At 70.7% G+C, this 22,974-nt stretch carries 24 protein-coding genes; 9 read left to right on the top strand and 15 right to left on the bottom strand.

Features of this window, described 5'->3' with window-relative positions:
* The first annotated feature begins 166 nt into the window (after window positions 1-166).
* The 3 genes from SCMU_RS01205 to SCMU_RS01195 all read left to right on the top strand — a co-directional run bounded on the left by SCMU_RS01205 (window position 167) and on the right by SCMU_RS01195 (window position 3,949).
* Window positions 167-1,465, top strand: a complete 1,299-nt coding sequence (locus tag SCMU_RS01205) for a serine hydrolase domain-containing protein (RefSeq protein ID WP_229231150.1) — start codon at window positions 167-169, stop codon at window positions 1,463-1,465.
* An 82-nt stretch (window positions 1,466-1,547) separates the two neighbouring features.
* Entirely contained in the window at window positions 1,548-3,311 is a 1,764-nt protein-coding gene (locus SCMU_RS01200) for a sensor histidine kinase (RefSeq protein WP_229231149.1), read from the top strand.
* Window positions 3,299-3,949, top strand: a complete 651-nt coding sequence (locus SCMU_RS01195; protein WP_229231148.1) for a response regulator transcription factor — start codon at window positions 3,299-3,301, stop codon at window positions 3,947-3,949. The genes SCMU_RS01200 and SCMU_RS01195 overlap by 13 nt, the downstream gene beginning before the upstream one ends.
* 69 nt (window positions 3,950-4,018) lie before the next feature.
* Here SCMU_RS01195 and SCMU_RS01190 read toward each other — a convergent pair whose 3' ends face one another.
* From SCMU_RS01190 to SCMU_RS01160, 7 genes are read right to left on the bottom strand one after another with little or no spacing between them, the layout of a single operon-like run.
* The gene (locus SCMU_RS01190; RefSeq protein WP_229231147.1) at window positions 4,019-4,723 is read right to left on the bottom strand and encodes a substrate-binding domain-containing protein; all 705 of its coding nucleotides are present in this window, start codon (window positions 4,721-4,723) and stop codon (window positions 4,019-4,021) included.
* On the bottom strand, window positions 4,720-5,700 hold the full coding sequence (locus SCMU_RS01185) for an aldo/keto reductase (RefSeq protein ID WP_229231146.1): 981 nt from the start codon (window positions 5,698-5,700) through the stop codon (window positions 4,720-4,722). Before SCMU_RS01185 ends, SCMU_RS01190 begins: the two co-directional genes overlap by 4 nt.
* Window positions 5,697-6,659, bottom strand: a complete 963-nt coding sequence (locus tag SCMU_RS01180) for a Gfo/Idh/MocA family oxidoreductase (protein WP_229231145.1) — start codon at window positions 6,657-6,659, stop codon at window positions 5,697-5,699. Before SCMU_RS01180 ends, SCMU_RS01185 begins: the two co-directional genes overlap by 4 nt.
* Before the next feature lie 34 nt (window positions 6,660-6,693).
* Window positions 6,694-8,091, bottom strand: coding sequence for a protocatechuate 4,5-dioxygenase subunit alpha/beta (locus SCMU_RS01175; RefSeq protein ID WP_229231144.1), 1,398 nt, complete (start codon window positions 8,089-8,091; stop codon window positions 6,694-6,696).
* Window position 8,092: 1 nt separating this feature from the next.
* Entirely contained in the window at window positions 8,093-9,028 is a 936-nt protein-coding gene (locus SCMU_RS01170; protein WP_229231143.1) for an amidohydrolase family protein, read from the bottom strand.
* A gap of 2 nt (window positions 9,029-9,030) precedes the next feature.
* Complete coding sequence (gene ligK, locus SCMU_RS01165) at window positions 9,031-9,723, bottom strand: 4-carboxy-4-hydroxy-2-oxoadipate aldolase/oxaloacetate decarboxylase (protein WP_229231142.1); 693 nt, start codon at window positions 9,721-9,723, stop codon at window positions 9,031-9,033.
* A gap of 16 nt (window positions 9,724-9,739) precedes the next feature.
* Complete coding sequence (locus SCMU_RS01160; RefSeq protein ID WP_229231141.1) at window positions 9,740-10,768, bottom strand: amidohydrolase family protein; 1,029 nt, start codon at window positions 10,766-10,768, stop codon at window positions 9,740-9,742.
* Window positions 10,769-10,877: 109 nt separating this feature from the next.
* On the opposite strand from SCMU_RS01160, the gene SCMU_RS01155 reads away from it, so the two are divergent.
* Complete coding sequence (locus SCMU_RS01155) at window positions 10,878-11,768, top strand: LysR family transcriptional regulator (RefSeq protein ID WP_229231140.1); 891 nt, start codon at window positions 10,878-10,880, stop codon at window positions 11,766-11,768.
* Window positions 11,769-11,802: 34 nt separating this feature from the next.
* On the opposite strand, the gene SCMU_RS01150 is transcribed toward SCMU_RS01155, so the two are convergent.
* On the bottom strand, window positions 11,803-12,456 hold the full coding sequence (locus SCMU_RS01150) for a hypothetical protein (RefSeq protein WP_229231139.1): 654 nt from the start codon (window positions 12,454-12,456) through the stop codon (window positions 11,803-11,805).
* A 72-nt stretch (window positions 12,457-12,528) separates the two neighbouring features.
* Here SCMU_RS01150 and SCMU_RS01145 point away from each other — a divergent pair, with 72 nt between their 5' ends.
* Genes SCMU_RS01145 through SCMU_RS01125 form a run of 5 tightly spaced genes read left to right on the top strand, consistent with a single transcriptional unit; the run spans window position 12,529 to window position 15,176 of the window.
* On the top strand, window positions 12,529-13,059 hold the full coding sequence (locus tag SCMU_RS01145; protein ID WP_229231138.1) for a MarR family winged helix-turn-helix transcriptional regulator: 531 nt from the start codon (window positions 12,529-12,531) through the stop codon (window positions 13,057-13,059).
* Complete coding sequence (locus SCMU_RS01140; RefSeq protein WP_229231137.1) at window positions 13,056-13,916, top strand: FUSC family protein; 861 nt, start codon at window positions 13,056-13,058, stop codon at window positions 13,914-13,916. The genes SCMU_RS01145 and SCMU_RS01140 overlap by 4 nt, the downstream gene beginning before the upstream one ends.
* Window positions 13,808-14,128 carry an FUSC family protein gene (locus SCMU_RS01135; protein ID WP_229231136.1) on the top strand — a complete coding sequence of 107 codons (321 nt, stop codon included), beginning with the start codon at window positions 13,808-13,810 and terminating at the stop codon, window positions 14,126-14,128. The genes SCMU_RS01140 and SCMU_RS01135 overlap by 109 nt, the downstream gene beginning before the upstream one ends.
* A gap of 56 nt (window positions 14,129-14,184) precedes the next feature.
* Window positions 14,185-14,778, top strand: a complete 594-nt coding sequence (locus SCMU_RS01130) for an alcohol dehydrogenase catalytic domain-containing protein (RefSeq protein ID WP_229231135.1) — start codon at window positions 14,185-14,187, stop codon at window positions 14,776-14,778.
* Window positions 14,706-15,176 carry a zinc-binding dehydrogenase gene (locus SCMU_RS01125; protein WP_229231134.1) on the top strand — a complete coding sequence of 157 codons (471 nt, stop codon included), beginning with the start codon at window positions 14,706-14,708 and terminating at the stop codon, window positions 15,174-15,176. Before SCMU_RS01130 ends, SCMU_RS01125 begins: the two co-directional genes overlap by 73 nt.
* A gap of 117 nt (window positions 15,177-15,293) precedes the next feature.
* On the opposite strand, the gene SCMU_RS21100 is transcribed toward SCMU_RS01125, so the two are convergent.
* The 7 genes from SCMU_RS21100 to SCMU_RS01095 all read right to left on the bottom strand — a co-directional run bounded on the left by SCMU_RS21100 (window position 15,294) and on the right by SCMU_RS01095 (window position 22,964).
* A complete protein-coding gene (locus SCMU_RS21100) occupies window positions 15,294-16,091 on the bottom strand; it encodes an MFS transporter (RefSeq protein WP_443020194.1) in 798 nt (265 codons plus the stop codon).
* Entirely contained in the window at window positions 16,088-16,636 is a 549-nt protein-coding gene (locus SCMU_RS21095) for an MFS transporter (RefSeq protein WP_443020193.1), read from the bottom strand. The genes SCMU_RS21100 and SCMU_RS21095 overlap by 4 nt, the downstream gene beginning before the upstream one ends.
* Window positions 16,637-16,821: 185 nt before the next feature.
* A complete protein-coding gene (locus tag SCMU_RS01115; protein WP_229231133.1) occupies window positions 16,822-17,895 on the bottom strand; it encodes a hypothetical protein in 1,074 nt (357 codons plus the stop codon).
* 513 nt (window positions 17,896-18,408) lie between these two features.
* The gene (locus SCMU_RS01110; protein WP_229231132.1) at window positions 18,409-19,806 is read right to left on the bottom strand and encodes an MFS transporter; all 1,398 of its coding nucleotides are present in this window, start codon (window positions 19,804-19,806) and stop codon (window positions 18,409-18,411) included.
* A 7-nt stretch (window positions 19,807-19,813) separates the two neighbouring features.
* The gene (locus SCMU_RS01105; protein ID WP_229231131.1) at window positions 19,814-21,040 is read right to left on the bottom strand and encodes a cytochrome P450; all 1,227 of its coding nucleotides are present in this window, start codon (window positions 21,038-21,040) and stop codon (window positions 19,814-19,816) included.
* A 40-nt stretch (window positions 21,041-21,080) separates the two neighbouring features.
* A complete protein-coding gene (locus SCMU_RS01100; protein WP_229231130.1) occupies window positions 21,081-22,085 on the bottom strand; it encodes a PDR/VanB family oxidoreductase in 1,005 nt (334 codons plus the stop codon).
* Window positions 22,086-22,208: 123 nt separating this feature from the next.
* Window positions 22,209-22,964: an IclR family transcriptional regulator gene (locus SCMU_RS01095; RefSeq protein ID WP_229231129.1), complete on the bottom strand. Its 756-nt coding sequence runs from the start codon at window positions 22,962-22,964 to the stop codon at window positions 22,209-22,211.
* Window positions 22,965-22,974 lie beyond the last annotated feature (10 nt).

The raw sequence follows: 22,974 nt of genomic DNA, 5'->3' as shown, positions 1-22,974 counted from the left end.
ACTCACAAAATACCCCATGGGGTATTTTGTGCACAAGGGTTCCCCCGGTCCGACAGCCCCGGCGGGCGCACGGAGTGGACCTAGGTCTATGTTCTCGGCGCCGGCGCCGTCGAGAGAATGGGTCTGGGCGCGCCGCGCCCGGACCTCTCGACGGGAAGGCTGGGCCATGGGACAAGGTTGGCTTGCGGGCGCATCAGCGGTGGTGCTGGCGCTCGCGTTGGGCGGTTGCTCGTCGGCGCAGCCAACCAGCTCGGAGACCGGGGCGCCGACCGCCACGGGCACCGCGACGGCGTCGCCGGACGCCGCGTGCGTGGCGGACCCGCGGGCCGTCGCGGCACGCGCGCTGCCCGCGGCGGCGGCGGGCCCGATGCCCTCCGGCACAGCGGAAGCCCTCGAGAAGGCGGCACGCGAGGGCCTCCTCAACGCGTCCACCGAGGGCGCGATCATCGCGGTCCGCACCCCGCAGGGCACCTGGATCAAGGCCCTCGGGCTCGCGGACAAGGCGACGAACACCCCGATGTCGGACACGATGTACTCGCGCATCGGCTCAGTGACGAAGACGTTCACGGGGACGCTCGTCCTCCAGTTGGTCCAGGACGGCAGGCTGTCCCTCGACGACCCGATCGGGAAGTACTTCCCGGACATCCCGCGCGGCAACGACGTCACGGTCCGGATGCTGATGAACATGACGAGCGGGATAGCCAGCTATTCGCTCGATCCGACGTTCCAGCGCGAGATCTTCTCGGACCCCACCAAGCAGTGGAACCCTGACCAGCTGATCGCCATGGGCCTCGCGCTCCCCCGCCCGTTCGAGCCCGGTGCGGAGTTCGACTACTCGAACACCAACACGCTGATCCTCGGCCGGCTCGTCGAGAAGCTCACGGGGACCTCATACGCCGAGGCGCTCAAGGCGCGCATCATCGACCCGCTCCACCTCACCGGCACGTCGTTGCCCGGTCCCGACGGCGCGCTCCCCTCGCCGCACCCGACCGGGCTCACCCTCCAAGGCCTGCCGGACGGGCAGACGACGCCGCAGGACGCCACCGCGTGGAACCCCTCCTGGGGATGGGCAGCCGGGGCGCTGACCTCGACCGCCTCCGACCTGCTCGTGTACGGCCGCGCGCTCGGCACCGGCCAGGGCCTCCTCGACGAGAGGACCCAGGCCCTCCGATACGCCTCGATTCCCGGGCCGGCCGGGTACGGGCTCGCCGTGGGCTGCATCGACGGCTGGCTCGGCCACACCGGCGAGATCCCGGGGTTCAACGCGACCCTGTACTATGACACCCGCTCGGACACGACCATCGCCGTGATGGTCAACAGCGACATCCTCTCCGGCGACTGCACCCAGACGCCCACCCTGCCGGGCGGCCCGAGGCAGCTGCCCTGCATGGACCCGGCGGGCCGGATCTTCGTCTCGCTCTCCGCGGCGCTCGGGCACGAGTTCAAGCCCAACCCCAAGTCGTGAGCAGGCCGTCAGGGAAATGACCTCTCAACGGGGACATGACCCCTCAACGGGAAGGAGGGGGAGGCGCCCTATGATCGGGGACATGCAGTCGGTTGCGCGGCGATCGCCGCTCGTGCGGTCGTTCCGGCGGTCGCTGCTGGCGCTGGCCGCCGCGGGGGTACTCCTTGCCGTGGTCCTCGCGGCGCTCATGCCATGGAACGAGCCCGGCGCGACAGTGCTCGTGCTGCTGCCGATCGTCTTCCTCGTGTACGTCGGCACCGGACTCGTCGCGTGGGGGCGGCGGCCGAGCAACGCCATGGGCGCCCTGATTGTCGGCGCCGGCGGTGCGATGTTCCTGGGCAACCTCCTGAACACCGATGTCCGGGCCCTTGAGACGATCGGCGCGGTCTGCTCCACACTCCTGCTCGCGGCCGCCGTGCACCTGTTGCACGCGTTCCCCTCCGGCAGGCTGCGGGGGCGGACATCCGTCGCCACCGTGGCCGCCGGGTACGGGACGGCGCTGCTGCTGCAGGCCCCGCAGTACCTGTTCGCCCCAGAGGGCCCGGCGCCGTGGCTCGTCATCGCCGACCTCCCCGGGCTCGCCTCCGCGGGCGCGGTCGTACAGCGCGTGGCGGGCGCCGTGGTCATGCTCGCCACGGCCGTGCTGCTCGCGCGGCGCTGGGCCGGAGCGGGGCGGCGCCCGCGCCGCGTGCTCGGCCCGGTCTACGTCTACGGCCTCCTCGCCGTGCTGTTCATCCCCTTCAGCTCGGCGCTCCTCGAAGGCCTCCTGCACCTCCCGCCGACGGCGCGCGGCACGCTCCAGTTCGCGGTCCTCGGCGGGATCCCCATCGCGTTCGCCCTCGGAGTGCTGCTGGGCGGGTTTGCGCGCACCGGCGAGATCGAGGAGCTCGGCACGTGGCTCGGGCTCCCCGGCGTGGGCCGGCCGGACGTCGGCGCGGCCCTCGCCGCGACGCTCGGCGACCCGTCCCTGCGCGTCTCCTACTGGGTCCCCGAACGCAAGGTCTTCGTGGATGCGGCGGGCCGCACGGTCGAGGACGGGCCGGGCACGCTGCAACCGCCCGGCCGCGACGCGGTCCCCATCGACGTCCACGGCGCACCCGTCGGCGCCATCACGTACGACTCCGCCCTGATCAGCGACCGAGAGCTCGTCCGGACCGCGGGGCGGGTGGTGGCGATCGCCGTCGACCGCGAACGCCTCACCGCCGAGCTGCGCGCGAGCCACGCCGAACTCCAGCGCTCCCGCGAGCGACTCGTCAACGCGATCGATTCGGAGCGGCGCCGGATCGCGCAGGACCTGCACGATGGCATCCAGATGCGGCTCGTGCTCCTCGGGCTCGAGGCGCAGCGGGTGGGCAGCGCGGCCGCCGACGAGGTCCAGGCGCGCGCCTCCGCGCTGCGCGGCGAGATCGACAGCGCCGCGACGGACCTGCGCCAGCTCGTGCACAACATCATGCCCGCGGGGCTCGTGGAGCAGGGCCTCTGGGCGGCGGTCGAGGACCTCACCGACCGCATGCCCATCCCCACGCGCCTCGACCTGGGCCCGGCGCCCGGCCGCGGGGACCTTCCGCGCGCGGTAGAGAGCACCGCGTACTTCGTGGTCGCGGAGGCGCTCACCAACACCGTCAAGCACGCCGCGGCGGACTCTGCCGCGGTGCGCCTGGCGCTGGACGGGGACGTCCTGCGCATTGAGGTGCACGACGACGGCGTGGGCACCGCCGCGCCGAACGGCGGCGCCGGGCTGCGCGGCCTCGCGGACCGGGTCGACGTCCTGGCCGGCCGGCTCGAGCTCGTCAGCGAGCCCGGCCGCGGCACCCATCTGAGAGTGGAGCTCCCATGCGAGTTGTGATCGGCGAGGACGAGGCCCTCCTGCGGCGCGGGCTACAGCTCGTGCTCGAGGACGGCGGGATGGACGTGGTCGCGGCGGCCCCGGACGCGGCCGCCCTCGTGGCCGCGGTGGACGAGCAGCTGCCCGACCTCGTGGTCACGGACATCCGCATGCCCCCGACCCACACCGACGAGGGGCTCGTCGCCGCGCTGCGGATCCGCGAGGCGCACGAGGCGACGGCCGTCGTCGTGCTCTCCCAGCACGTCCAGCGGCGCTACGCGCGCGAGCTCCTCGCCTCCCCGGGCGGGCGCGTCGGGTACCTGCTCAAGCAGCGGATAGCGAACGTGGACTCGTTCCTCGCCGACCTGCGTAACGTCGCGGCCGGCGGGACCGCGCTGGACCCGGACGTCGTGGCGGTCATGCTCGCGCGGGCCAAGCACTCGGACAGCGCCGTCCAAGGCCTCACACCGCGGCAGCAGGAGGTCCTCGCGCTCATGGCCGAGGGCAAGAGCAACGCGCGGATCGCGGCCGAGCTCTTCCTGAGCGAGAAGGCCGTCGTGGCGCACACCTCGAACATCTACGACGCCCTCCGCCTGCCCGTCGACGCCGACTCCCACCGGCGCGTGCTCGCCGTCATGCAGTACCTGAGCCAGGACTGAGCCGCCGGAGCACAGACGCGAGCGGACGACGGCGGGTGGGCACCCGCCGTCGTCCGCGAACGTTGTGCGCTAGGAGGCAACCGGCGCGAAGCTGTGCGCCGTGATGATCGGGGCAGCGGCCTCCGAGGCGAGGAACCGCAGCACGTCGAGCGCACCGTCACGGTCGCCCGACGCCGACGCGACCGCCCCGCCGAAGACGGTGTCGATCGCGCAGTCGGCGGGCAGCACCCCGAGGATGCGGACGCCCGGCTGCCCCACGAGCTCGCTGAGCTGCTGGAAGCCGAGGTCCACCTCGCCCTCCGCGAGCGAGCGGGCCACCGGAATGCCCGGGCGGGCCTGGACGAGCCGCTCCCCGAGCTCCTCCCCCAGCCCCCAGCCGTCGATCATCTTCACGAGCGCGACCCCGCTGGGCCCGGTCGAGTAGCCGATGCGGCCCGCCTGCTTGAGCGCCGCACGGAGGCCTGCCGCGTCCGGGAAGGCGTCCGCGCCGTCGTGCGTCGCGGGCGCGTCCGAGCCCGAGGGGACGGCCACCGCGACCTGGGAGAGCATGAGCGGCGTCACGGACCCGGCTTCGACGTGCCCATCCCCGGCGAGGCGCTGGAGCGCGCCCTGGGCGAGGAACACTAGATCGAACTGCTCACCGCCCGCGACGCGCTTGGTGGCATCCACGCCGCCGACCGATTCGAGCTCCACCGCGGGCAGGCCGGCCGCCACGGCCGCCGCCCCCAGGTCAGCGAGCACGTGGCGGGTGGCCATCGAGGAGATCGCCCTCACGCGGCATCCTCGAAGGACTCGGCGTCGACCTCGCGGGACGCGGCCTCCGCGTAGCGCGGACCAGACACGGTGGACGTGCCGATGAGCTCGCCCGCGCGGGCGAGCAGGTCCGCATGGACCGAGAGGTCCGCGGCGGCCTGGTTCTCGCGGAGGTGATCCACGCGGGTCGTGCCCGGGATGGGCACCACGTGGTCGCCCCGGGAGAGCACCCACGCGAGGGCGAGCTGCCCCGGGGTGCAGCCGGCCTCCGCGGCGAGCGCCCGCCACTGCGGGAGCAGCGACGCGTTGGCGGCCCAGTGCTCCGGCTGGAACCGCGGCATCCCCCGCCGGATGTCCTTGGGCGCGAACTCGGCCGGGTCCTCGAAGCCGTCGCTGAGGAATCCGCGCGCGAGCGGCGAGAACGCCACGAGCGCGACGCCGCTCTCGCGGGTCGCCTCGAGCATGCCCAGCTCGGGGTTGCGGCTCCACAGCGAGTACTCGTTCTGCACCGCGGCGATCGGGGCGGCCGCCTGCGCCTCGCGCAGACGCTGCACGGACACCTCCGAGAGCCCGATGGCACCGATCTTGCCGGCCGCCACCATCTCGGCCAGCGCGCCGACGCTCTCGCCGATGGGCACCTGCTTGTCCCAGCGGTGCAGGTAGTAGAGGTCGATGTGGTCCACGCCGAGGCGCCCGAGCGAGGCGTCCACCTGGGCACGGAGCGTCTCGGGTCGCCCATCGATCCTCTTGACCCCGTCGACCATCGCCATCCCGCACTTGCTGGCGAGCAGCACCTCGTCGCGGCGGCCGGCGATCGCCTGCCCGACCAGCTCCTCGTTGCGGCCGCCGCCGTAGAGCGTGGCGGTGTCGAGCATCCGCACGCCCTCATCGAGCGCCGTGCGCAGGAAGGCCAGACCGTCCTCAACCGTCGGAGGCACGCCGTAGGCGTGGCTCAGCGACATGCAGCCGAGGCCGATCTTCGGAAGGGCCAAGCTCATGCGAGCTGCTCCTCGAGAGCACCGAGCACGCGGTAGCAGTCGATGACCTGGCGGATCGAGGAGTTCGGCTCTCGACCCTCGCGGATCGCGCTGACGAACTCGCGGTCCTGCAGCTCGATGCCGTTCATGCTCACGGCGACCTTCGAGACGTCGATCTGCTCGTCCTTGCCGTTGTACAGGTCGTCGTAGCGCGCGATGTAGGTCGCGGTGTCGCCGATGTAGCGGAAGAACGTGCCGAACGGGCCGTCGTTGTTGAAGGACAGCGACAGCGTGCAGATCGCGCCGGTCTCGCTCTTGAGCTGGATCGACATGTCCATGGCGATGCCGAGCTCGGGGTGGATCGGGCCCTGGATGGCGTTCGCCTGGACGATCTTGCCCGCCTGGTAGGCGAACAGGTCCACCGTGTGCGCGGCGTGGTGCCACAGCAGGTGGTCGGTCCACGAGCGGGCCTCGCCCTTGGCGTTCGTGTTCGTGCGGCGGAAGAAGTACGTCTGGACGTCCATCTGCTGCACGTTGAACTCACCGGCGGCGATCCGGTTGTGCACGAGCTGGTGCGACGGGTTGAAGCGCCGGGTGTGCCCGACCATAGCGACACGCCCTGACGCGTCTGCGGCCTCGGCTGCGGCGAGCGTCGCCTCGGCGTCGGCGAGGGAATCGGCGAGCGGGATCTCGACCTGGACGTGCTTGCCGGCCTTGAGCACCGCCTGGGTCTGCGACGCGTGCAATCCGGTGGGGGTGGCGAGGATGACGGCGTCGACGTCGTCGCGCTCGAGCACGGCGTCCAGCCCGACGACGGCGTTCGCCACGCCGTACTTCGCGGCCACACCGTCCGCCTTCTCCTGCGATGTGGCGCTGACGACGGTCACCTCGGCGTCCTCGATGTTCTTCAGTCCGTCGAGGTGCTTCATGCCGAAGGCGCCGTTGGCGCCGACGACTGCGACGCGGATCTTGTCGGTCATTCGTTACTCCTTTTCGCGGATCCGGATGAGAGTGTCAGGCGTTCGGAACGGCCGCGGTCTCCGCGGGCTCGGGGGCCGGCGCCTGATCCGCGGGCTCGGCCACGACCGCGTCGTCGGCCGACTCGATGCGCGGTGCGGCCGGGTTCGAGATCACGAGGTGCCCGACCGCGGTGTTGGAGGCGGGCACGTGGTAGAACCGGTGGTCGACTCGGGGCGCCTCGCCGCCGAACTGGTCGTCCATCGCGCCACGGGCGATGAGCCAGTCCACGAGCTCGATGCCCTCGGAGCCCGCCTCGTCGACATACTCCATGTGGTCCCACTCGGTCAGGCCCAGCGGATCGGCGATGAGGTGGTCGAGGAACGCGTTGTCCCACTCCTCGTTGATGAGGCCGGCGCGCGGGCCCTGGAGCTGGTGGCTCATGCCGCCGGTGCCCCAGATCTGCACGTTGAGCTCGGGGCCGTCCCACTTGTCCAGGGCGCGGCGCAGGGCCTTGCCGAGCTCGTAGCAGCGGCGTCCGGACGGCACGGGGTACTGGACGACGTTGACGGCCAGCGGGATGACCTTGCACGGCCACTCCTTCACGTCGCCGAAGACGAGCGAGAGCGGCACGGTGAGGCCGTGGTCCACGACCATCTCGTTGACGAGGGTCAGGTCGAAGTCGTCCTGGATGACCGACTGCGCAATGTGCGCGGCGAACTCCGGGTAGCCCTTCACATCCGGCACCGGGCGGGGGCCATAGCCCTCGTCGGCCACGGGGTACTCGACGCCGGTGCCGAGCACGAAGGTCGGGATGATGGAGGAGTCGAACGCGGTCGCGTGGTCGTTGTAGACGAGGATGACGACGTCGGGCGTGTTCTCCTTGGCCCACTTGCGGGTCCACTCGTAACCGTCGAAGACCTTCTTCCAGTACGGCTCCTCGGTCTTGCCGAGGTCCATCGCGGCGCCGATGGCCGGAACGTGCGAGGTGAACAGCGCCGAGGTGTACTTCGCCGGGGCGTTCTCGCGCATGGTCTCGGACTTCTCGCGCGGCGCGGGCGGCGTCCAGCCGTCGAGGTCCTTGGCACGGTTGCCCTCGGGGCGGCGGCCGCCGCCGACCATCATGTCGCGGTAGGCCGCCTCGGACATGCCCGTCATGGACCCGGCCATCTGCTGGAAGCTCAGGCCGTGGGTGGCGCCGATCTTGGACAGGAAGTAGATGTTGCCGCCCTCGGCCATCATGGCGTTGAGGTCCATATCGAGCACGGCCTGACGCTGCTTGGGCGAGAGGGGCCACTCGTCGAGGTACGCCTCGCGATCGGCCAGGTAGCGCTCGCGGTTCTCGGGCTTCATGAGGGACATCGAGAACTGGTTGAGGTGGTATCCCTTGCGGGCCATCTCCGCGTCAAAGATGATCGTGCCGGGAACCTGCTTGTAGGGCTTGTCGAGTGCCATGTCATGCTCCTTCGGGCCAGTAGAGGCGGCGGGGGTTGTCCACGAGCAGCTTCTGCTGGAGGTCCGCCGTCGTCGCGATCTGGGGGATGTAGTCGACCAGCAGCCCATCGTCGGGCATGTGGTCCTTGAGGTTGGGATGGGGCCAGTCGGTACCCCAGAGCACGCGGTCGGGGAACTCCTCGACCACGCGACGGGCGAACGGGACCACGTCGGTGTAGGCGTGCTGCTCGCCGTCCAGGGCGCGGGGCCCGGTGACGCTCAGCCGTTCGGGGCAGGAGACCTTGGTCCAGACGTTCGGGTTCTCGCGCATGAAGCGCAGGAACAGCTCGAACTCCGGGCCGTTCGGGTCCTTCGTCACGTCGGGGCGGCCCATGTGGTCAACCACGACGTCGGTCTTGATGCTGGAGAAGAAGTCGTAGAGCTCGGGCAGGTCTGCCGCCTCGAAGTAGATCACGACGTGCCAGCCGAGCGGCGCGATCTTCGCGACGATCTCCTCGAGCGAGTCCGTGGGGACCCGGTCGACGAGGCGCTTGACGAAGTTGAAGCGGACGCCCCGGACCCCGGCCTCGTGCAGCTCGGCGAGCTGCTCCTCGGTCACATCCCGGCGAACGGTCGCGACGCCGCGCGCCCGCCCTCCGCTGCGGCCCAGAGCATCGACCAGCGCACGGTTGTCGGCACCGTGGCACGTTGCCTGCACGATCACGTTGCGCTCGAACCCGAGGTGGTCGCGGAGGGCGAAGAGCTGATCCGCCGAGGCGTCGCAGGGGGTGTACTTGCGCTCCGGGGCGTAGGGGAACTCGGCGCCCGGGCCGAAGACGTGGCAGTGCGCGTCGACGGCGCCAGCGGGCAGGCGGAATGTGGGGGTGGAGGGGCCGTCGTACCAGTCCAGCCAGCCTGCGGACTTCTCAAACCCTCCCGTGGTGTCTCCGTGCGCCATGGTCAGTCCTCCACGTACTCGAGGCCGGCGGCCGCGAGCGGCTCCCGCATGCCGTAGATGTCGAGGCCGAGCACGCCCTCGCGGAACTTCTGGCGCTTCGCCTCCTCGTTGTCCTCGCGCTTCCTGCTCGCGTCGGCGACCGCCCCGACGAGCTCGCGCGGGACCACGACGACGCCGTCGACGTCCGCGACGACCACGTCACCGGGGTTGACGAGCGCGTTCGCCGCGACGACCGGGACGTTCACCGAGCCGAGCGTGGCCTTGACCGTGCCCTTCGCGTTGACGGCACGCGAGAACACCGGGAAGCCCATCTTCTCGAGGTCGGCCACGTCCCGGACGCCTCCGTCGATGACTAGGCCCTTGCAGCCGCGCGCGGTCAGCGACGTGGCAAGCAGCTCGCCGAAGAAGCCGTCCTCGCTCTCCGTGGTGCAGCCGGCGACGATCACGTCACCCTCCTGCACCTGCTCCGCGGCGACGTGGAACATCCAGTTGTCACCCGGCTGCAGCAGCACGGTGACGGCCGGCCCGCAGAGCTTGGCGCCGGTCCAGGCAGGGCGGATGTAGGGGCGCATGAGGCCGACGCGGCCCATCGCCTCGTGGATCGTCGCGACACCGAACTGGGACAGACGCTCGACGTCCGCGGGATCGGGGCGCTCGATGTTCGTGTGGACGACACCAAGGTTGTTCAGTCGCATGGGGATTCCTTCTCTCTTACAGACCGCGCGCCGTCAGGGCGCGGTCGAGGCGCGGGTACACGCGGCGGGCGTTGCCCTCGAAGACCTGCGTGCGCTGGGCGTCGGTCAGGTTCTCGGTGGCGTCGACGTACCGCTTGGTGTCGTCGAAGTAGTGGCCGGTGCGCGGGTCGATGTCGCGCACGGCGCCGATCATCTCGCTCGCGAAGAGGATGTTGTCCGTGGGGATGACCTTCGTGAGCAGGTCGATGCCGGGCTGGTGGTAGACGCAGGTGTCGAAGAAGACGTTGCCCAGCAGGTGCTCCTCGAGCTCCGGCTTGCCGAGCGCCATGGCGAGGCCGCGGAACCGGCCCCAGTGGTAGGGCACCGCGCCGCCGCCGTGCGGGATGACGAGCTTGAGCTCGGGGAAGTCCTTGAACAGGTCGCCCTTGAGCAGCTGCATGAAGGCGGTCGTGTCGGCGTTCAGGTAGTGGTCGCCCGTGGTGTGGAAGACCGGCTTGCACGAGGTGCTCACGTGCACCATGGCGGGGATCTCGTACTCGACGAGCTTCTCGTAGATCGGGTACCAGGAACGGTCGGTCAGCGCCGGGGCCGTCCACTTGCCGCCCGAGGGATCGGGGTTGAGGTTGACGGTGACGGCGCCGAGCTCCTCGACCGCGCGGGTCAGTTCGGCGACCGTGGTGGTCGGGTCCTCGCCCGGCGACTGCGGCAGCATGGCCCCCATGAGGAAGCGGTCGGGGAAGAGCTCGCTCACCCGCGCGGCCAGATCGTTGCAGATCCGCGCCCAGGTCTTGCTGACCTCGAGGTCGCCGATGTGGTGGGCCATGAAGGAGGCCCGCGGGCTGAAGACCGTGATGTCGCTGCCGCGGTCGTTCATGAGCCGGAGCTGGTTGGCCTCGATCGTCTCGCGGATGTCATCGTCGGAGATCTGCAGGGCCGCAGGATCGGGGGCCTCACCCCGTCCCTCGGTGAAGGCGATCTGCAGATCGCGCCAGGCGCCCAGCTGGGCCGGAGCTGTCGTGTAGTGGCCGTGGATGTCGATGATCAACGAGTGTCGTCCTTGTCACTTTGGAGACTGGTATGCCTCAATGCTAGGGAGGGCGCACGCATATAGTCGAATAGATCTTCAGCTTACCGTGCATAGATAGAATCAATACATGGCGTTCACCGACCTCAATCAGCTCCGCACCTTCGTGGTGCTCTACGAGCTGCGCAGTGTGACCGCCGTCGCCGAGCGGCTCCACGTCACCCAGCCGACCGTCAGCTACACGCTCCGGCGGCTTCGGGCGCGGTTCGGCGACGACCTCTTCCGGCGCGAGGGGCATGACATGGTGCCGACCGCGAGGGCCACCCAGCTCTTCGGCCCGCTCCACGAGGCCCTCGCGCAGATCGACGCGACCGTGAACGAGCCGGAAACGTTCGAGCCGGCCGGATTCAGCGGCGAACTGATGCTCGGCCTCACCTCGATCGGCGAGCAGACGTTCCTGCCGCCGATCATGACGGCGCTTGCCCGCGAGGGCGCCCGGCCCCACCTGCAGGCGGAGAGGCTCGATTCGGACCAGGTCGAGGATGGGCTCACCCGGGGAACGATCGACCTGGCGATGACGGTGTCGATGATCGGCAGCCCGGGGCTGTGGCGCTCGCACGTGCGTGCCGTCGAGTACGTGGCCCTCGTCTCGGCGGCCCATCCCCTTCCGGAGACGGGGCCGGACATGTTCGCGGGCCGCCACTTCCTGCGCGTCTCCGCACGCGGAGGGCACGTCTTTCCGCTGCAGGTCCTCACCGACAACGGGCTCATGCAGCAGGTCGTGCTGACCGTCGAGGAGTATGCGACCGTGCCCGCGGTGCTGGAGGCAACGGACCTCGTCGTCCTGCTGCCGCGGCACGTCGCCCAGGTGTTCTGCGGGTGGTTCCCCGGCCTGCGCATCGCGGACCTGCCGTGGCCCGGCCACAGCACTCCGGTGTCGCTGTACACGCGGCGCGACGCGAGCCTGACGCCGGCCCAGCGCTGGTTCCGCTCGCTTGTTCTGGCCGCCGTCCGCGAATAGACGCGAATCGGCGCCCGCGGGGGACCCGCCGGCGTCAGCCGCGCTTGCGGTTCCAGCTGGCCTTCGCCGGAGCGAAGGGGCTGCGCACGTGGATCGACCACGAGGAGTGGGGGTGGATCGAGAGGATGCAGCGCTCGTACCAGGCGCGCGCCTCGTCGGAGAGCTTGGGCACCACCGCGTCCTTGTCGACGTCGTCCTCCGGACGCGGCCGCAGCGCCTTCCAGACCAGCTGCACCTCGGGTGCGCCGGTCGGGATGCCGCCGATGTCCAGCACCGCGCGCTCCCAGGGCAGCTGCAGCCGCGGGTCGCGCTTGTAGACCCACGCGCGGGGGGCGCCGTCTTCCACGTTGATCCTCAGCACCCACGCGTCCTTCTCGACGTCGCGGACGAGCACGGGCTGCACCTCGTCGTCCGGCAGCACCTCCGCGAACGGCACGAGGTCCTCTTCATCGCGCACTGCCCACGCGTCGTACCCCGAGGGCAGGCTCGCCACGAGCTGCGGCAAGTCGCCGAACACCACGCTCACGTCCGTGTTGGGGCGCTCGCGGATGGGCCCTCCGAGCCACCGGTCGAGGGCGACGCCGCCCGAGAGCCACCAGCGGACGGGAGACGACGCGAGCAGATCCGCCGCGGCCTGCGGAGAAAGGGGTTCCCAACTCGTCTCGGGAGTCGGAACGGAAGCAGCCATGGGTCAAGCGTACCCACGCACCGATCGGGGATATCTAGTTTTCCAGTTACTTATCTGGTAAAGTAAATTGCCATGGACGGGAGCAGCGAGCGGATCGACAGCATCGACCATGTGCGAGGGCAGTGGGCACGCATCTTCCCCGGGCTGGACACTCGCCCGGTGGATGTCGTCGGACGGATCAACCGCATCGCCCACATCATCCAGCTGCGCAGCGATGCCGTCCTGGCCAGGAACGCCATCACGCGGGCCGAGTTCGACCTGCTCTCCGTCCTGGCCCGCACAGGGAGGCCGATGGCACCCACCGAGCTCGCGGCGGAGCTGCTCATCTCGGGCCCCGGTGTCACCAAGCGGATCAGGAAGCTCCTGGACGCTGGCCTCGTCGAGCGCGAGGCCAACCCCCAGGACGGCCGCAGCGCGCTCATCCGCATGGCACCGCCGGCCCTCGAGGCGCTGCGTCCCATCCTCGAGGCCGTCCTGGCGTTCGAGGCCGGCCTCCTCGCCGCCCTTGGGCCGGCAGGCGCCGAGGGCCTCGCGGAGAACCTGCGCACGCTGCTGGCCAGTCTCGAACCCACCCCGCAGTCAGGAGGGCACCCCGCCCCGTGAAGCAGCACGTCCGCGAGTTCTTCCACCTGCCGTCCGCCCGCGGCCACCGGATCCCGGCCCTGCGCATCGGCGCTGGGATCGCCGTTCCGCTCGTGGTGCTGGTCCTCCTCGGCAGGACGGACCTCACCGTCTACGCCGTCTTCGGCGCCCTCACCGGCGTCTACGGGCGCGTGGAGCCCCACTGGCTCAGGCTCAAGCACCAGACGTATGCGGGGATCCTCATGTGCGCGAGCGTGGTCGGCGGGATCGCGTACTCCTTCGCCCACCCCACACCCTGGGAGCTCACCGCCGTGACCACGGTCCTGGCCGGGGTGCTCGCGGTCCTCGCCGATACCCTCCGCCTGCGCCCGTCCGGACCGTTCTTCTACCTCTTCGCGTTCACCGCGAGCGCATCCGTTCCTTTCGGCGGGAGCCTCTGGGAGGCCGCCGTGACCGCGGTGGCGAGCGTCGCCGTCGTGCTTCTCATCGGCTTCGCGGGGCGCCTGCACGCCCGCCGGACCACCCCCGACCGGGGGCTCCGCGAGGCCCCGCACACCCCGTGGCCGCGCATGCTCCGCCACGCGGGCCGGTACATGATCGCCCTCGGCGTGGCCGGCTCCGTCGGCGCCATGGCCGGTCTGGGCCACGTCTACTGGGCCATGATCGCCGCGGCAGCGCCCATCGCCGCAGCCGACGCGACCCGCGGCCTGGTCCGCGCCGTCCACCGCGTGGTCGGCACGTACGGCGGGGTGCTCGTGGCAGCCGGCTCATGGCCGTCCACTGGGCACCCCTGCAGCTGGCCGTCCTGCTCGCGGTCCTCCAGTTCGTGGGCGAGGTGTTCACCATCCGGCACTACAGCATCGCGCTGGTCTTCATGACCCCCGTCCCCCTCATGATGACCGAGTTCATCGCCGCGCAGTCCACCGTGTCCCTTGTTGCGGACCGCGCGCTCGAGACCACGATCGGCGCCGCCGCGGCGTTCGCCGTCATCCTGCTCACCACCCGCCGCCGGTCGGGACACGCTGATGGGCCAGCCGCGCCGTCCGGGCGCAGCCTTGGCCGCCCGGCGGCCGCGACGGCGCACGCGTGAGTGACGGGCGCTGTCCCTCCGGGGAGCGCTACCGTCGGATCAGTCAGGAGGAATCGATGCTGGAGGCAGCACAGGTGATGCAGGCGGCGTTCGTCCGCGAGCTCGGCGGGACGGACAGGATAGAGATCGGGCAGCTGCCCGTGCCCGAGGTCGGGCCGACGGATGTGCTCGTGCGGATGGAGGCCAGCGCCGTCAACCATGTGGACCTGTTTGTCCGCTCGGGGGCCTACCAGACCAAGACGCCGTTCCCCTTCGTGATCGGCCGCGACCTCGTGGGCACGGTCGCGGCCGCGGGCCTGGGCGTGGTCGGCTTCGCGCCGGGGGACCGGGTCTGGACCAACAGCCTCGGCCACGCCGGGCGCCAGGGCGCCTTCTCCGAGTACGCGGTCGTGGCCGAGGACCGGCTGTACCCGCTGCCCGACGGCGTCGACCCCACCGCCGCGGCACCTGTCCTGCACGCTGCGGCCACCGCATACATGGGCCTCGTCCGCGAGGCATGCCTCCAGCCCGGAGAGACCGTGTTCGTGGCCGGCGGCGGCGGGGCGGTCGGGGCGCGGTCGTCCAGCTCGCGAAGCGCATGGGCGCCCGGGTGGTCACCTCGGCGTCCGCGGCCGACGGCGAGTGGTGCCGCTCGCTCGGGGCAGACGTGACGCTGGACTACCGCGACCCCGAGCTCGCCGGGAAGGTCGCGGCGGCCGCTCCCGACGGGGTCGACGTGTGGTGGGACAGCAGCGGCCGCCACGATTTCGAGACCACGGCGCCCCTCCTGCGCCTGGGTGCACGGGTGATCCTCATGGCCGGCATGAGCGCAGCCCCGCTCCTGCCCGTCGGGGCCCTGTACACGCGGGACGCCAAGCTGCTGGGATTCGCGATCAGCAACGCCGCCGTCACCGACCTGGCGAAGGCCGCCCGCGTCATCAACAGCCTCCTGGCCCGGGGCAGGCTCGCGGCCCGGATCGGCGCCACGTTCCACCTCACCGAGGCGGCCAGGGCCCACGAGGCGCTCGAGTCGGGGAGCGTTCGCGGTCGGGTGCTGGTTCTCCCGTGAGCGTCCTGGCGTGAGGGTTCTGGCGTGAGGGTTCTGGCCTGATGCACGACGGCGCGTGGCCGGCCCCCGTGCGGAAGCCGGCCACGCGCCGTCGTGCGTCAGGAAGGTGCGCTGCCCCTACGCGACCTGCTCCACGGCGAGCGTCGCGGTGGACCGGCGGCGAACGCCGCGGACAACGATGGCTCCGAGGAGCACGGCGGCGACGATCGCGGACGCGCCGAACATCACGAAGTTCATCGACGGCGGAACCGCCTTGGTGGCCAGCATCAGGCCCGACAGCTGCGGGGCCAGGACCGCGCCGATGCGGCCGACGCCGAGGGCCCAGCCGAGCGCGGTGCCGCGGAGTTCGCTCGGGTAGTGCGAGGCGATGGCGCCGATCACGAGGGACTGGGTGCCGTGCGTGCCGACGCCGGCCACCACGAGCGCGGCGTAGATGAACGCGGTGTTCGAGGCCGGGGTCGCGATGAGGGCCACGAGCCCGATGCCCGCGAGCGCGGCGGCGATGACGGAGACCTTGACCGTACCGAACTTGTCGCCCGCCCACGCGGTGACGATCGAGCCCGCGACCGCGCCGAGGTTCAGCGCGATGGTGAAGGTCAGCGCGGGGCCGAGGTCAGAGCCGGAGTCGCGCATGATCTTGGGCAGCTGGGTGCCGAGGCCGTACCAGGCGAACAGCGTGAAGAGCGTCGAGGCGGCGAACAGGACCGAGATCCAGCCGAATCCGTTCCGGAACAGGCCGGCGAACCCGCCGCGGGGGGCGCCCTCGGAGGCTGTGGAGGCCGACGCCGCGTCCTCGGCTGCCGTCCGCGCCGCACCGAGCGTCTCCGGGAAGAACCGCAGGCCGAGCGGCACGAGGACCACCAAGGGGATGAACGCCACCAGGAACATCGACTGCCAGCCGAAGGCCGGGATCATGCGCCGAGGCCGAGAAGCGCGGCGATCGTGCCGCCGATCGGGACGCCGGACATCATGAGGGTGGCCATCGAGCCGCGCCATCTGGCCGGGATGAGCTCGGCGGCCAGGGCGTTCGCCGACGGCACGAGGCCGCCGAGGCCGAGGCCGGCGATGAGGCGCAGCGCACCGAACGCGAGGGCCCCGGGGGCGAACGCGCACAGGACCGTCGCCACCGAGAAGACCACGGTGCTCAGGATGATCGCCTTGCGGCGGCCCCAGCTGTCGGAGAGCCGACCGGCGAAGACCGCGCCGAGCATCATGCCGACGAAGGCCATCGAGCCGATGGTGCCGGCAGAGGCGGCGTTCAGGCCCCAGCCCGTCCTCTCGATGAGGTTGTTCTGCACGGAGCCGTAGACGATCAGGTCATAGCCGTCGAAGACGACCAGGGCCCAGCAGACCGCCACGGCGATGATGGCGCCGCGGCGGCTCGGGCCCGAGGGGGTGTCCGCGACGGCAGGGCGCGCGGCGTCATTGCCGGTAGCGGACGGGGAGTGGTTCTGTGACATGCATCTCAGAGTGAGGTACGGCACCCCACGGGTCGAAAAAGGTTCTGTTCTGCAGAATTCGAATACCGGTGAAGCGATTTCCAGCCGAATCATTCTGCTCTGCAGAATACTCGGACGAGAGGAGCAAAACGGAAGCGCACGACGCCGGGTGGGCACCCGGCGTCGTGCGCTTCGCTGGTGAGGGGCTACTTCACGGCCTCACCGATCTGCGTGGTGCCCGCGTAGTGCGCCCTGTTGCCGACGATCGTGGCGGACTTCTCCTTGTCCGGCAGCACCACTGTCGCGTTCTCGATCCGGAACACCTTGCCGTTCGCGCGGACCAGGAAGTCGCCGGTGACGCGGTCCAGGCTCGCCGCGATGGTGAACCAGTACTCGGTGTGCGGCGGCACGTCCACGTCGACCGACTGGCTGAACGAGCGGGAGTCCGTCCACGTGTGCTGGTAGCTCACCTTCAGGCTGTTCTCCCAGATCTTCCAGAGCGTGAGCGTCGTCGAGAACTCGACGCCCACGGTGTTCGACGTCCCGACGACGTGCTCGGACTTCACGCCCATGGTCATCTTCGAGTCGTAGGGGTTCGCGACGGGGGCGCCGTACGGCTTCGGGCTGTCCGTGATGAACTCGACCGACTTCGGGGTGTAGAAGCAGTTCTGTTCGGCGTTCTCGCCCTTGCAGGCGTCGTTGAGGAGGCGGGCCTGCGTGTCCTTGTCCGTGATCGTCTCCGCGGCCGTGTGGCCCACGTTGAACACCACGCGCCACGGGTCCGAGTGGTCGATCGACGTCACATCGCACGAATACGGGCTGAAGTCGATCTGCTTGCCCGTCACGTCCGGGTCTCCGCGGAAGATCGTGCAGGATGCCTTCGTGTACGGGTAGTAGTAGACCGAGGCGTACATCTTGATCCAGAAGTCCGTGGGCTTGCCGTGGTCCCAGATGCGGGCCTTCGCCGTGCCGTACGCGCCGTACTCGGTGGACCAGTGCGAGTTGTCCTGCATGAGGATGAAGTTGGTGCCGCCACCGTTGGGGATGTTGCTCGGCGGCGTCACGTGGTCCGCGTGCCAGTCGCTGCCCTCGAAGACCAGGCCCACGCCGTCCTTGGCGTTGATCCGGGCGTTGAGGCCCTGGTGGTTCGCATCGTCCTGGGCGGCAGGGGCCGTCTGGGCCGCGGCTGGGCCGTCCGCGGCGTAGGCCGGGAGCGCGGCGGGCAGGGCGAGCGCGGCGGTGAGGGCAGCTGCTGCGAGCGAGAGCGAGCGGAACTTCATGCGGGTTCTCCGTATCTGGGGTGATACCGGGCGGGATCTCCTTGCCGATGTATCTACTGTCCCGTTTCGGAGGGGGCCGGAACCATGGACCTGGATCCCGTCTCTGCGCCGCCTCGGCATGGATCTGGGCCCATGGTGCCCGGGCCGCGTTGAGGGGTCACGTCCCTGCGCTGAGGGGCCACGTCACTGCGGGGGCGATGGAATGACCACACCTTCTGGACAAGACCTCGCGCCGTAGACAGAGGCCATGTCCAGAAGGTGTGGTCCTTGCGGGAGGGTGGGCTGCAACCGACGACGGCGGGTGGGCACCCGCCGTCGTCGCGCCCGCTTCTCAAGCACTTCCGAGGATAGCCCCGAGCGATGCCCTCAGTCCCAGACCGGGAGCGACCGCCAGCGCAGCGCCCGCCAAGGACCCCGCAACTGGGGCACGGCCCGCGACCGGACGTGAGCGCACGACGGCGGGTGGGCACCCGCCGTCGTGCGCTCAGCTCCTCAGCGTGTCAGGTCAGTGCGTCAGGCGCCCACCTTGGGGGCGTCGAGGCCGAGCCGGCGACGGTCGCGCTGCTGGTTGACGAATAGGAGGGAGAGCACGCCGCACGCCAGCAGGAGACCTCCAGCGAGGGAGAACGAGGCAGAGTAGCCCGCCGCCGGCGATGCGGCACCGCCGATGAGGAACCCGGAGACAGCCGGGGCGAACACGCCTCCAGTGGTGAAGACTGCGTTGGCGATCGAGAGGTTGGCGCCGCGCTGCGCGACTGACGTCAGCTCGGCGACCACGAGGTAGCTGAGGGCGAAGAGGGCAGGAGCGGTGCCGAAGCCGAAGACCATGAGCCCCACAGCGATGACGGGGTCAGGGACGATGGAGGCTGCGAACAGTGCCGCGCCGCCGAACACCGCTCCACCGCCGAGGATCCAGGCGCGGGACTTTCGGGTCGCGACGCCGCGGAGGTGGAGCCGCTGGGTGAGTGCACTGAGACCGACGGTGGCTATGGCGCCCCAGGCTGCAGGGAGTGCGATGAGGCTTCCGGCCTGCTGCCCCGTGAGGTGGAGGACGGTCTGGAAGTACGCGGGGCCCCAGGACATGGCGAGGGTGAAGGTCCAGTAGCCGAAGAACGACGTGAGCACTGCGAAGATCCAGCTCGGCGTCAGGATCGTGCGCAAGTAGGGGACACGGGCCTCGATGGCCGGGGTCGAGCCGGCCGCCTGACCGCTGCCCGTCCCAGTCGGCGCACCGTCGAGCTTCAGCTCAGCGGCCCGGCTCGTGTACGGGCCCTCCTTCCCAACCACCGCCCAGTAGGCGGCGAAGAGCAGACCGACGACGGCGAGCAGGGCGAAGGCCATGTGCCAGCCGAAGGAGCCGATCACCCAGGCGAGCACGGGGGCGAAGGCGACGATTCCGAGGGTCACGCCGGAGGAGGCCAGCGCCGCCGGGGTGGCGCCCTTCTTCTCCGGGAACCACTTGTAGACCCCATGCATCATGACGGGGGCGAGTGGCCCCTCGCCGGCGCCGAGGAGCAGGCGGCTCACCCAAAGGGCCGGCAGTGAGGTGAAGACCAGGATGGGCGCCTGGGCGACGGACCAGAGAATGCAGATCACCAGCAGGATCCACCGGCTCTGGACCTTGTTGGCCAACGGTGCGGCAATGAGCTGCGAAACGCCGAAGGTGAAGAACATGGCGCTGCTGACGAGCCCGAACACCTCAGGGGTGATGTGGAGGTCCTTCATGATCGGCACCGCGGCGAGCCCGAGGACCGCCTTGTCCGCCCAACTGAGCATCATGAGGAAGAGCAGGGAGACGGTGACGATCCACCCGTACCGTCGGCGCTTCTGATAGCTCCACGCGGCAGGGTCGGAGGATCGGACGGGGCGAGGGACAGCGGCAGGCTGGCGCCGGTTGGCGAGCTGGGTCATCTCGGTACTACTCCTTCGTAGAACCGGTCTCCGCCGCGGCGGAGACCCTGAGGGGGACGGAACGGTAGAAATGCAGGGTGTTGTGGAGCTCCTCGACGGGTTCTCCGTTGAGCTCGAGGGTTTCGGCCCGGTCGATGAGGGCCTTGAGGACCAGCTCCATCTCGAGCCGCGCGATGGGCTGCCCCACGCACTGGTGCAGCCCCATGCCGAAGGCCACGTGGCCGGCGGCACTGCGGTCGAGGTCGAACGTCTCGGCGGTGTCTCCCCAGCGGCGGGGGTCGCGGTTGGCGGCGCCCATGAAGAGGAGGATCTTGGAGTCCGCGGGAATGTGGACCCCGGCCACCTCGGAGGCGACCGTGGCGGTGCGGTGGAACATCTGGAACGGGGACTCGAGGCGCAGGGCCTCGTCGACGGCGAACTTCGCGAGGTGCGGCTCGCGGCGCAGCCGCTCCCACTGCTCCGGCTCGCGGGCCAGGCACAGGATCGTGTTCCCGATCGCGCCGATGGTCGAATCGACGCCCGCCGAGAGGAGCGCGCGCACGAGCAGCGAGGCCTCCGACGGCGTGATGTTGCCGAGCTCGGCCTGCTCCCAGATCTTCTCGCCGAAGCCCCCGGGCAGGAGGCTCCCGCGTGAGCATGCCCACTCGACCCACGCCGTCACCGACTCGGCGTTCTCGAAGGCGCGGTGGTAGATCTCGTTGCGCGGGCCGAAGGCGTTGAAGGCCATCGCGCCGTAGGGGAGCAGGTTCTCGCGCCCGGAGTCCGGGATCCCGACCGCGTCGGGGAACACGCGCAGGGGGTAGACCTGCGCGAGGTCCGTGACGGCGTCGAACGTCCCGGCGGCGACCAGACGCTCCACCAGCTCCCGCGCGGGCGGAGCGAACGCCGAGGCGAGCCCGCGCACCGACCCCGGGTGGATGACCTTGGAGAGACCGCGTCGCATCGCGGTGTGCGTGGGCGGGTCAGATTCGAGGATGCCCGCGGGGCGCCACTCGGCCTCCTTGCGGATGTCGGTGGGGCCCACGCCGCCCGAGGAGCAGTACGTCTCGAAGTCCCTCAGGATGTCCCGGACGGGCTCGAAGTGCGTCACGGCGTACACGCCGTAGGCGGGGAGGTAGACCACCGGGCCCGTCTCGCGCATCGTCTCGTGCAGCGCGTAGCGGTTCAGGAGGTTCTCGGGGGAGAAGGGGTCGACGTCGAGGACGGGGGCCTCGCGGTGGGTCAGAACAGTCATGGCGGGCTCCGGCGATCAGAAGGAGGTGGGGAGGAGAGGGTCAGAGGTCGAGGGTGAGCTTGCCGCAGCCGGCGGCGGCGCGGGAGACGCACACGAGCATCGTGGTCCCGGCGGCGCGGTCCTCGGCGCTGAGCACGGCGTCGCGGTGGTCCACGTCCCCGGCGAGGACGGGGATCTCGCACGTGCCGCACACGCCCTGGCGGCAGGAAGAGAGGACCCGCACCCCGGCGGCCTCGACGGCGTCGAGCACGGTGCTCTCCGCGGCGACCTCGACGGTGCGGCCGGTGCGGCGCAGCTCAACTGAGAAGGGGCCGGAAGCACCGCCGCCGGTGGGGGAGGCCGCGAAGCGCTCGAGGTGCAGGGCGCCCGCGGGCCATCCCAGGCAGTAGTCCTCGATCGCCTCGAGCAGGCGCTGGGGACCGCACGCGTAGACGAGCATGAGCGCCCGCGGGACGCCGAGGAGGGACTCGAGGTCGAGCCGGCCGGTCTCGTCCGAGGGGTAGAGGAGAACCCGGTCGCCGTACTTCTCGCGGAGTTCGAGCGCGAACGCCATCGTGGACAGCGAGCGCCCGCCGTACGCGAGCCGCCAGTCCTTTCCGGCTGCCTCGGCTGCCTCGATCATGGGCAGCATCGGGGTGATGCCGATCCCGCCGGCGACGAAGAGGTACTTGCGCGAGGGGGCGAGCGAGAAGTTGTTCCGTGGGCCGCCCACCTCGATGGTGTCGCCCTCGGCGAGTGCCTCGTGGACGTAGGCGGAGCCGCCGCGGGAGTCCTCGGCGCGGAGGACGGCGACCTGGAGCTGGGCGCGGTCCTCGGGCGACGAGCAGATCGAGTACTGGCGCACCTGGCCGGGGACGTGGAGGTCAATGTGCGCGCCGGCGTCCCACGCATCGAAGAGGCCGCCGTCTGCCGGGCGCAGCGTGAGGCGCACGACGCCGTCGGCCACCTCTTCGCGTCGCGCCACCACGGCGGTGCGCACCTCCGGGAACGCCATGCCCAGGGTGTCCTCAGCGGGGTCGACGCCGACCTCGAGCTGTGCCGTCATGGGACTGTCCTTCCTTCCGCACCGGTGTCACGTGATCCGGATCACCGGAGTTGATCTACCAGTGACGATAGATCCGTGGCCGGGCCGCGGCACGCTGTGCTTACCGCTGGACGGAAAAGCGGCTCAAGCTCCCTCGCGCAGCGTGCGCGCTATGGCGTTGGCGGCGACTTGGAGGGCCGGAAGAGTGCGGTCGACATCGGGCATGGAGCCCACGGACACGACTCCGAGCGCGCCGTGCAGCCGCCCGTCGGAAGCGACCGGCACGGCGAGCCCGGACGTGCCGAGGGCGTGCTCCTCGACGGTGGTGGCGTAGCCCCGCTCGCGGACGCGTTCTAGCTCGCGGCGCAGGCGCATCGGGTCGACGATGCTGTGCCGGGTGTCCCGGGAGAGGTCGCCGAAGACGCGCTCGACGACGGCGGGCGGCGCGTACGCGAGGAGCACCTTGCCGCCGGCGCTCGTGTGCAGCGGCAGGCGTTCGCCGACGCGGGCGATGGGCTGCCCGACGGCGGTGCCCGAGATGCGCTCCAGCAGGAGGGCGCGCGAGCCCTCAAGGACGAAGAGGTTCACCACGTGACGGGTCGCGAAGAGGACATCGTGCATGTACGGCGCGGCGACCTCGCGGAGGCCCTTCTGCACCGGGGCGAGCATGCCCAGGCTCCAGAGCCTGTGGCCAATCTGGTACTGGCCGTCTGCGGTCTTGCTCAGCGCCCCCCACTCGACGAGGTCCCCGAGAAGGCGGTGGCACGTGGCGACCGGGGTGCCCGACCTGCGGGCGATCTCCGACAGCCCCAGGACGGGGTGGGCCTGGTTGAACGTCGCGAGGATGTTGAGCGCGCGGGAGGTCACGGACTGCCCGCCCACCTTTGCGTGTCCGGCCACCACGCCTCCT

The sequence above is a fragment of the Sinomonas cyclohexanicum genome (assembly GCF_020886775.1).
Lineage (GTDB): Bacteria > Actinomycetota > Actinomycetes > Actinomycetales > Micrococcaceae > Sinomonas > Sinomonas cyclohexanicum.
Note: the sequence above shows the minus strand (reverse complement) of the source record. Positions and strands in the feature narration are given on the sequence as shown.

What these genes read in the sequence shown, in the direction of transcription:
- SCMU_RS01205 (WP_229231150.1), top strand. Translation starts at nt 167, where the DNA reads ATGGGACAAGGTTGGCTTGCGGGCGCATCAGCGGTGGTGCTGGCGCTC.
- SCMU_RS01200 (WP_229231149.1), top strand. Translation starts at nt 1,548, where the DNA reads ATGCAGTCGGTTGCGCGGCGATCGCCGCTCGTGCGGTCGTTCCGGCGG.
- SCMU_RS01195 (WP_229231148.1), top strand. Translation starts at nt 3,299, where the DNA reads ATGCGAGTTGTGATCGGCGAGGACGAGGCCCTCCTGCGGCGCGGGCTA.
- SCMU_RS01185 (WP_229231146.1), bottom strand. Translation starts at nt 5,700, where the DNA reads ATGAGCTTGGCCCTTCCGAAGATCGGCCTCGGCTGCATGTCGCTGAGC.
- SCMU_RS01180 (WP_229231145.1), bottom strand. Translation starts at nt 6,659, where the DNA reads ATGACCGACAAGATCCGCGTCGCAGTCGTCGGCGCCAACGGCGCCTTC.
- SCMU_RS01175 (WP_229231144.1), bottom strand. Translation starts at nt 8,091, where the DNA reads ATGGCACTCGACAAGCCCTACAAGCAGGTTCCCGGCACGATCATCTTT.
- SCMU_RS01170 (WP_229231143.1), bottom strand. Translation starts at nt 9,028, where the DNA reads ATGGCGCACGGAGACACCACGGGAGGGTTTGAGAAGTCCGCAGGCTGG.
- ligK (WP_229231142.1), bottom strand. Translation starts at nt 9,723, where the DNA reads ATGCGACTGAACAACCTTGGTGTCGTCCACACGAACATCGAGCGCCCC.
- SCMU_RS01155 (WP_229231140.1), top strand. Translation starts at nt 10,878, where the DNA reads ATGGCGTTCACCGACCTCAATCAGCTCCGCACCTTCGTGGTGCTCTAC.
- SCMU_RS01150 (WP_229231139.1), bottom strand. Translation starts at nt 12,456, where the DNA reads ATGGCTGCTTCCGTTCCGACTCCCGAGACGAGTTGGGAACCCCTTTCT.
- SCMU_RS01145 (WP_229231138.1), top strand. Translation starts at nt 12,529, where the DNA reads ATGGACGGGAGCAGCGAGCGGATCGACAGCATCGACCATGTGCGAGGG.
- SCMU_RS01135 (WP_229231136.1), top strand. Translation starts at nt 13,808, where the DNA reads ATGGCCGTCCACTGGGCACCCCTGCAGCTGGCCGTCCTGCTCGCGGTC.
- SCMU_RS01130 (WP_229231135.1), top strand. Translation starts at nt 14,185, where the DNA reads ATGCTGGAGGCAGCACAGGTGATGCAGGCGGCGTTCGTCCGCGAGCTC.
- SCMU_RS01125 (WP_229231134.1), top strand. Translation starts at nt 14,706, where the DNA reads ATGGGCGCCCGGGTGGTCACCTCGGCGTCCGCGGCCGACGGCGAGTGG.
- SCMU_RS21100 (WP_443020194.1), bottom strand. Translation starts at nt 16,091, where the DNA reads ATGATCCCGGCCTTCGGCTGGCAGTCGATGTTCCTGGTGGCGTTCATC.
- SCMU_RS21095 (WP_443020193.1), bottom strand. Translation starts at nt 16,636, where the DNA reads ATGTCACAGAACCACTCCCCGTCCGCTACCGGCAATGACGCCGCGCGC.
- SCMU_RS01115 (WP_229231133.1), bottom strand. Translation starts at nt 17,895, where the DNA reads ATGAAGTTCCGCTCGCTCTCGCTCGCAGCAGCTGCCCTCACCGCCGCG.
- SCMU_RS01110 (WP_229231132.1), bottom strand. Translation starts at nt 19,806, where the DNA reads ATGACCCAGCTCGCCAACCGGCGCCAGCCTGCCGCTGTCCCTCGCCCC.
- SCMU_RS01105 (WP_229231131.1), bottom strand. Translation starts at nt 21,040, where the DNA reads ATGACTGTTCTGACCCACCGCGAGGCCCCCGTCCTCGACGTCGACCCC.
- SCMU_RS01100 (WP_229231130.1), bottom strand. Translation starts at nt 22,085, where the DNA reads ATGACGGCACAGCTCGAGGTCGGCGTCGACCCCGCTGAGGACACCCTG.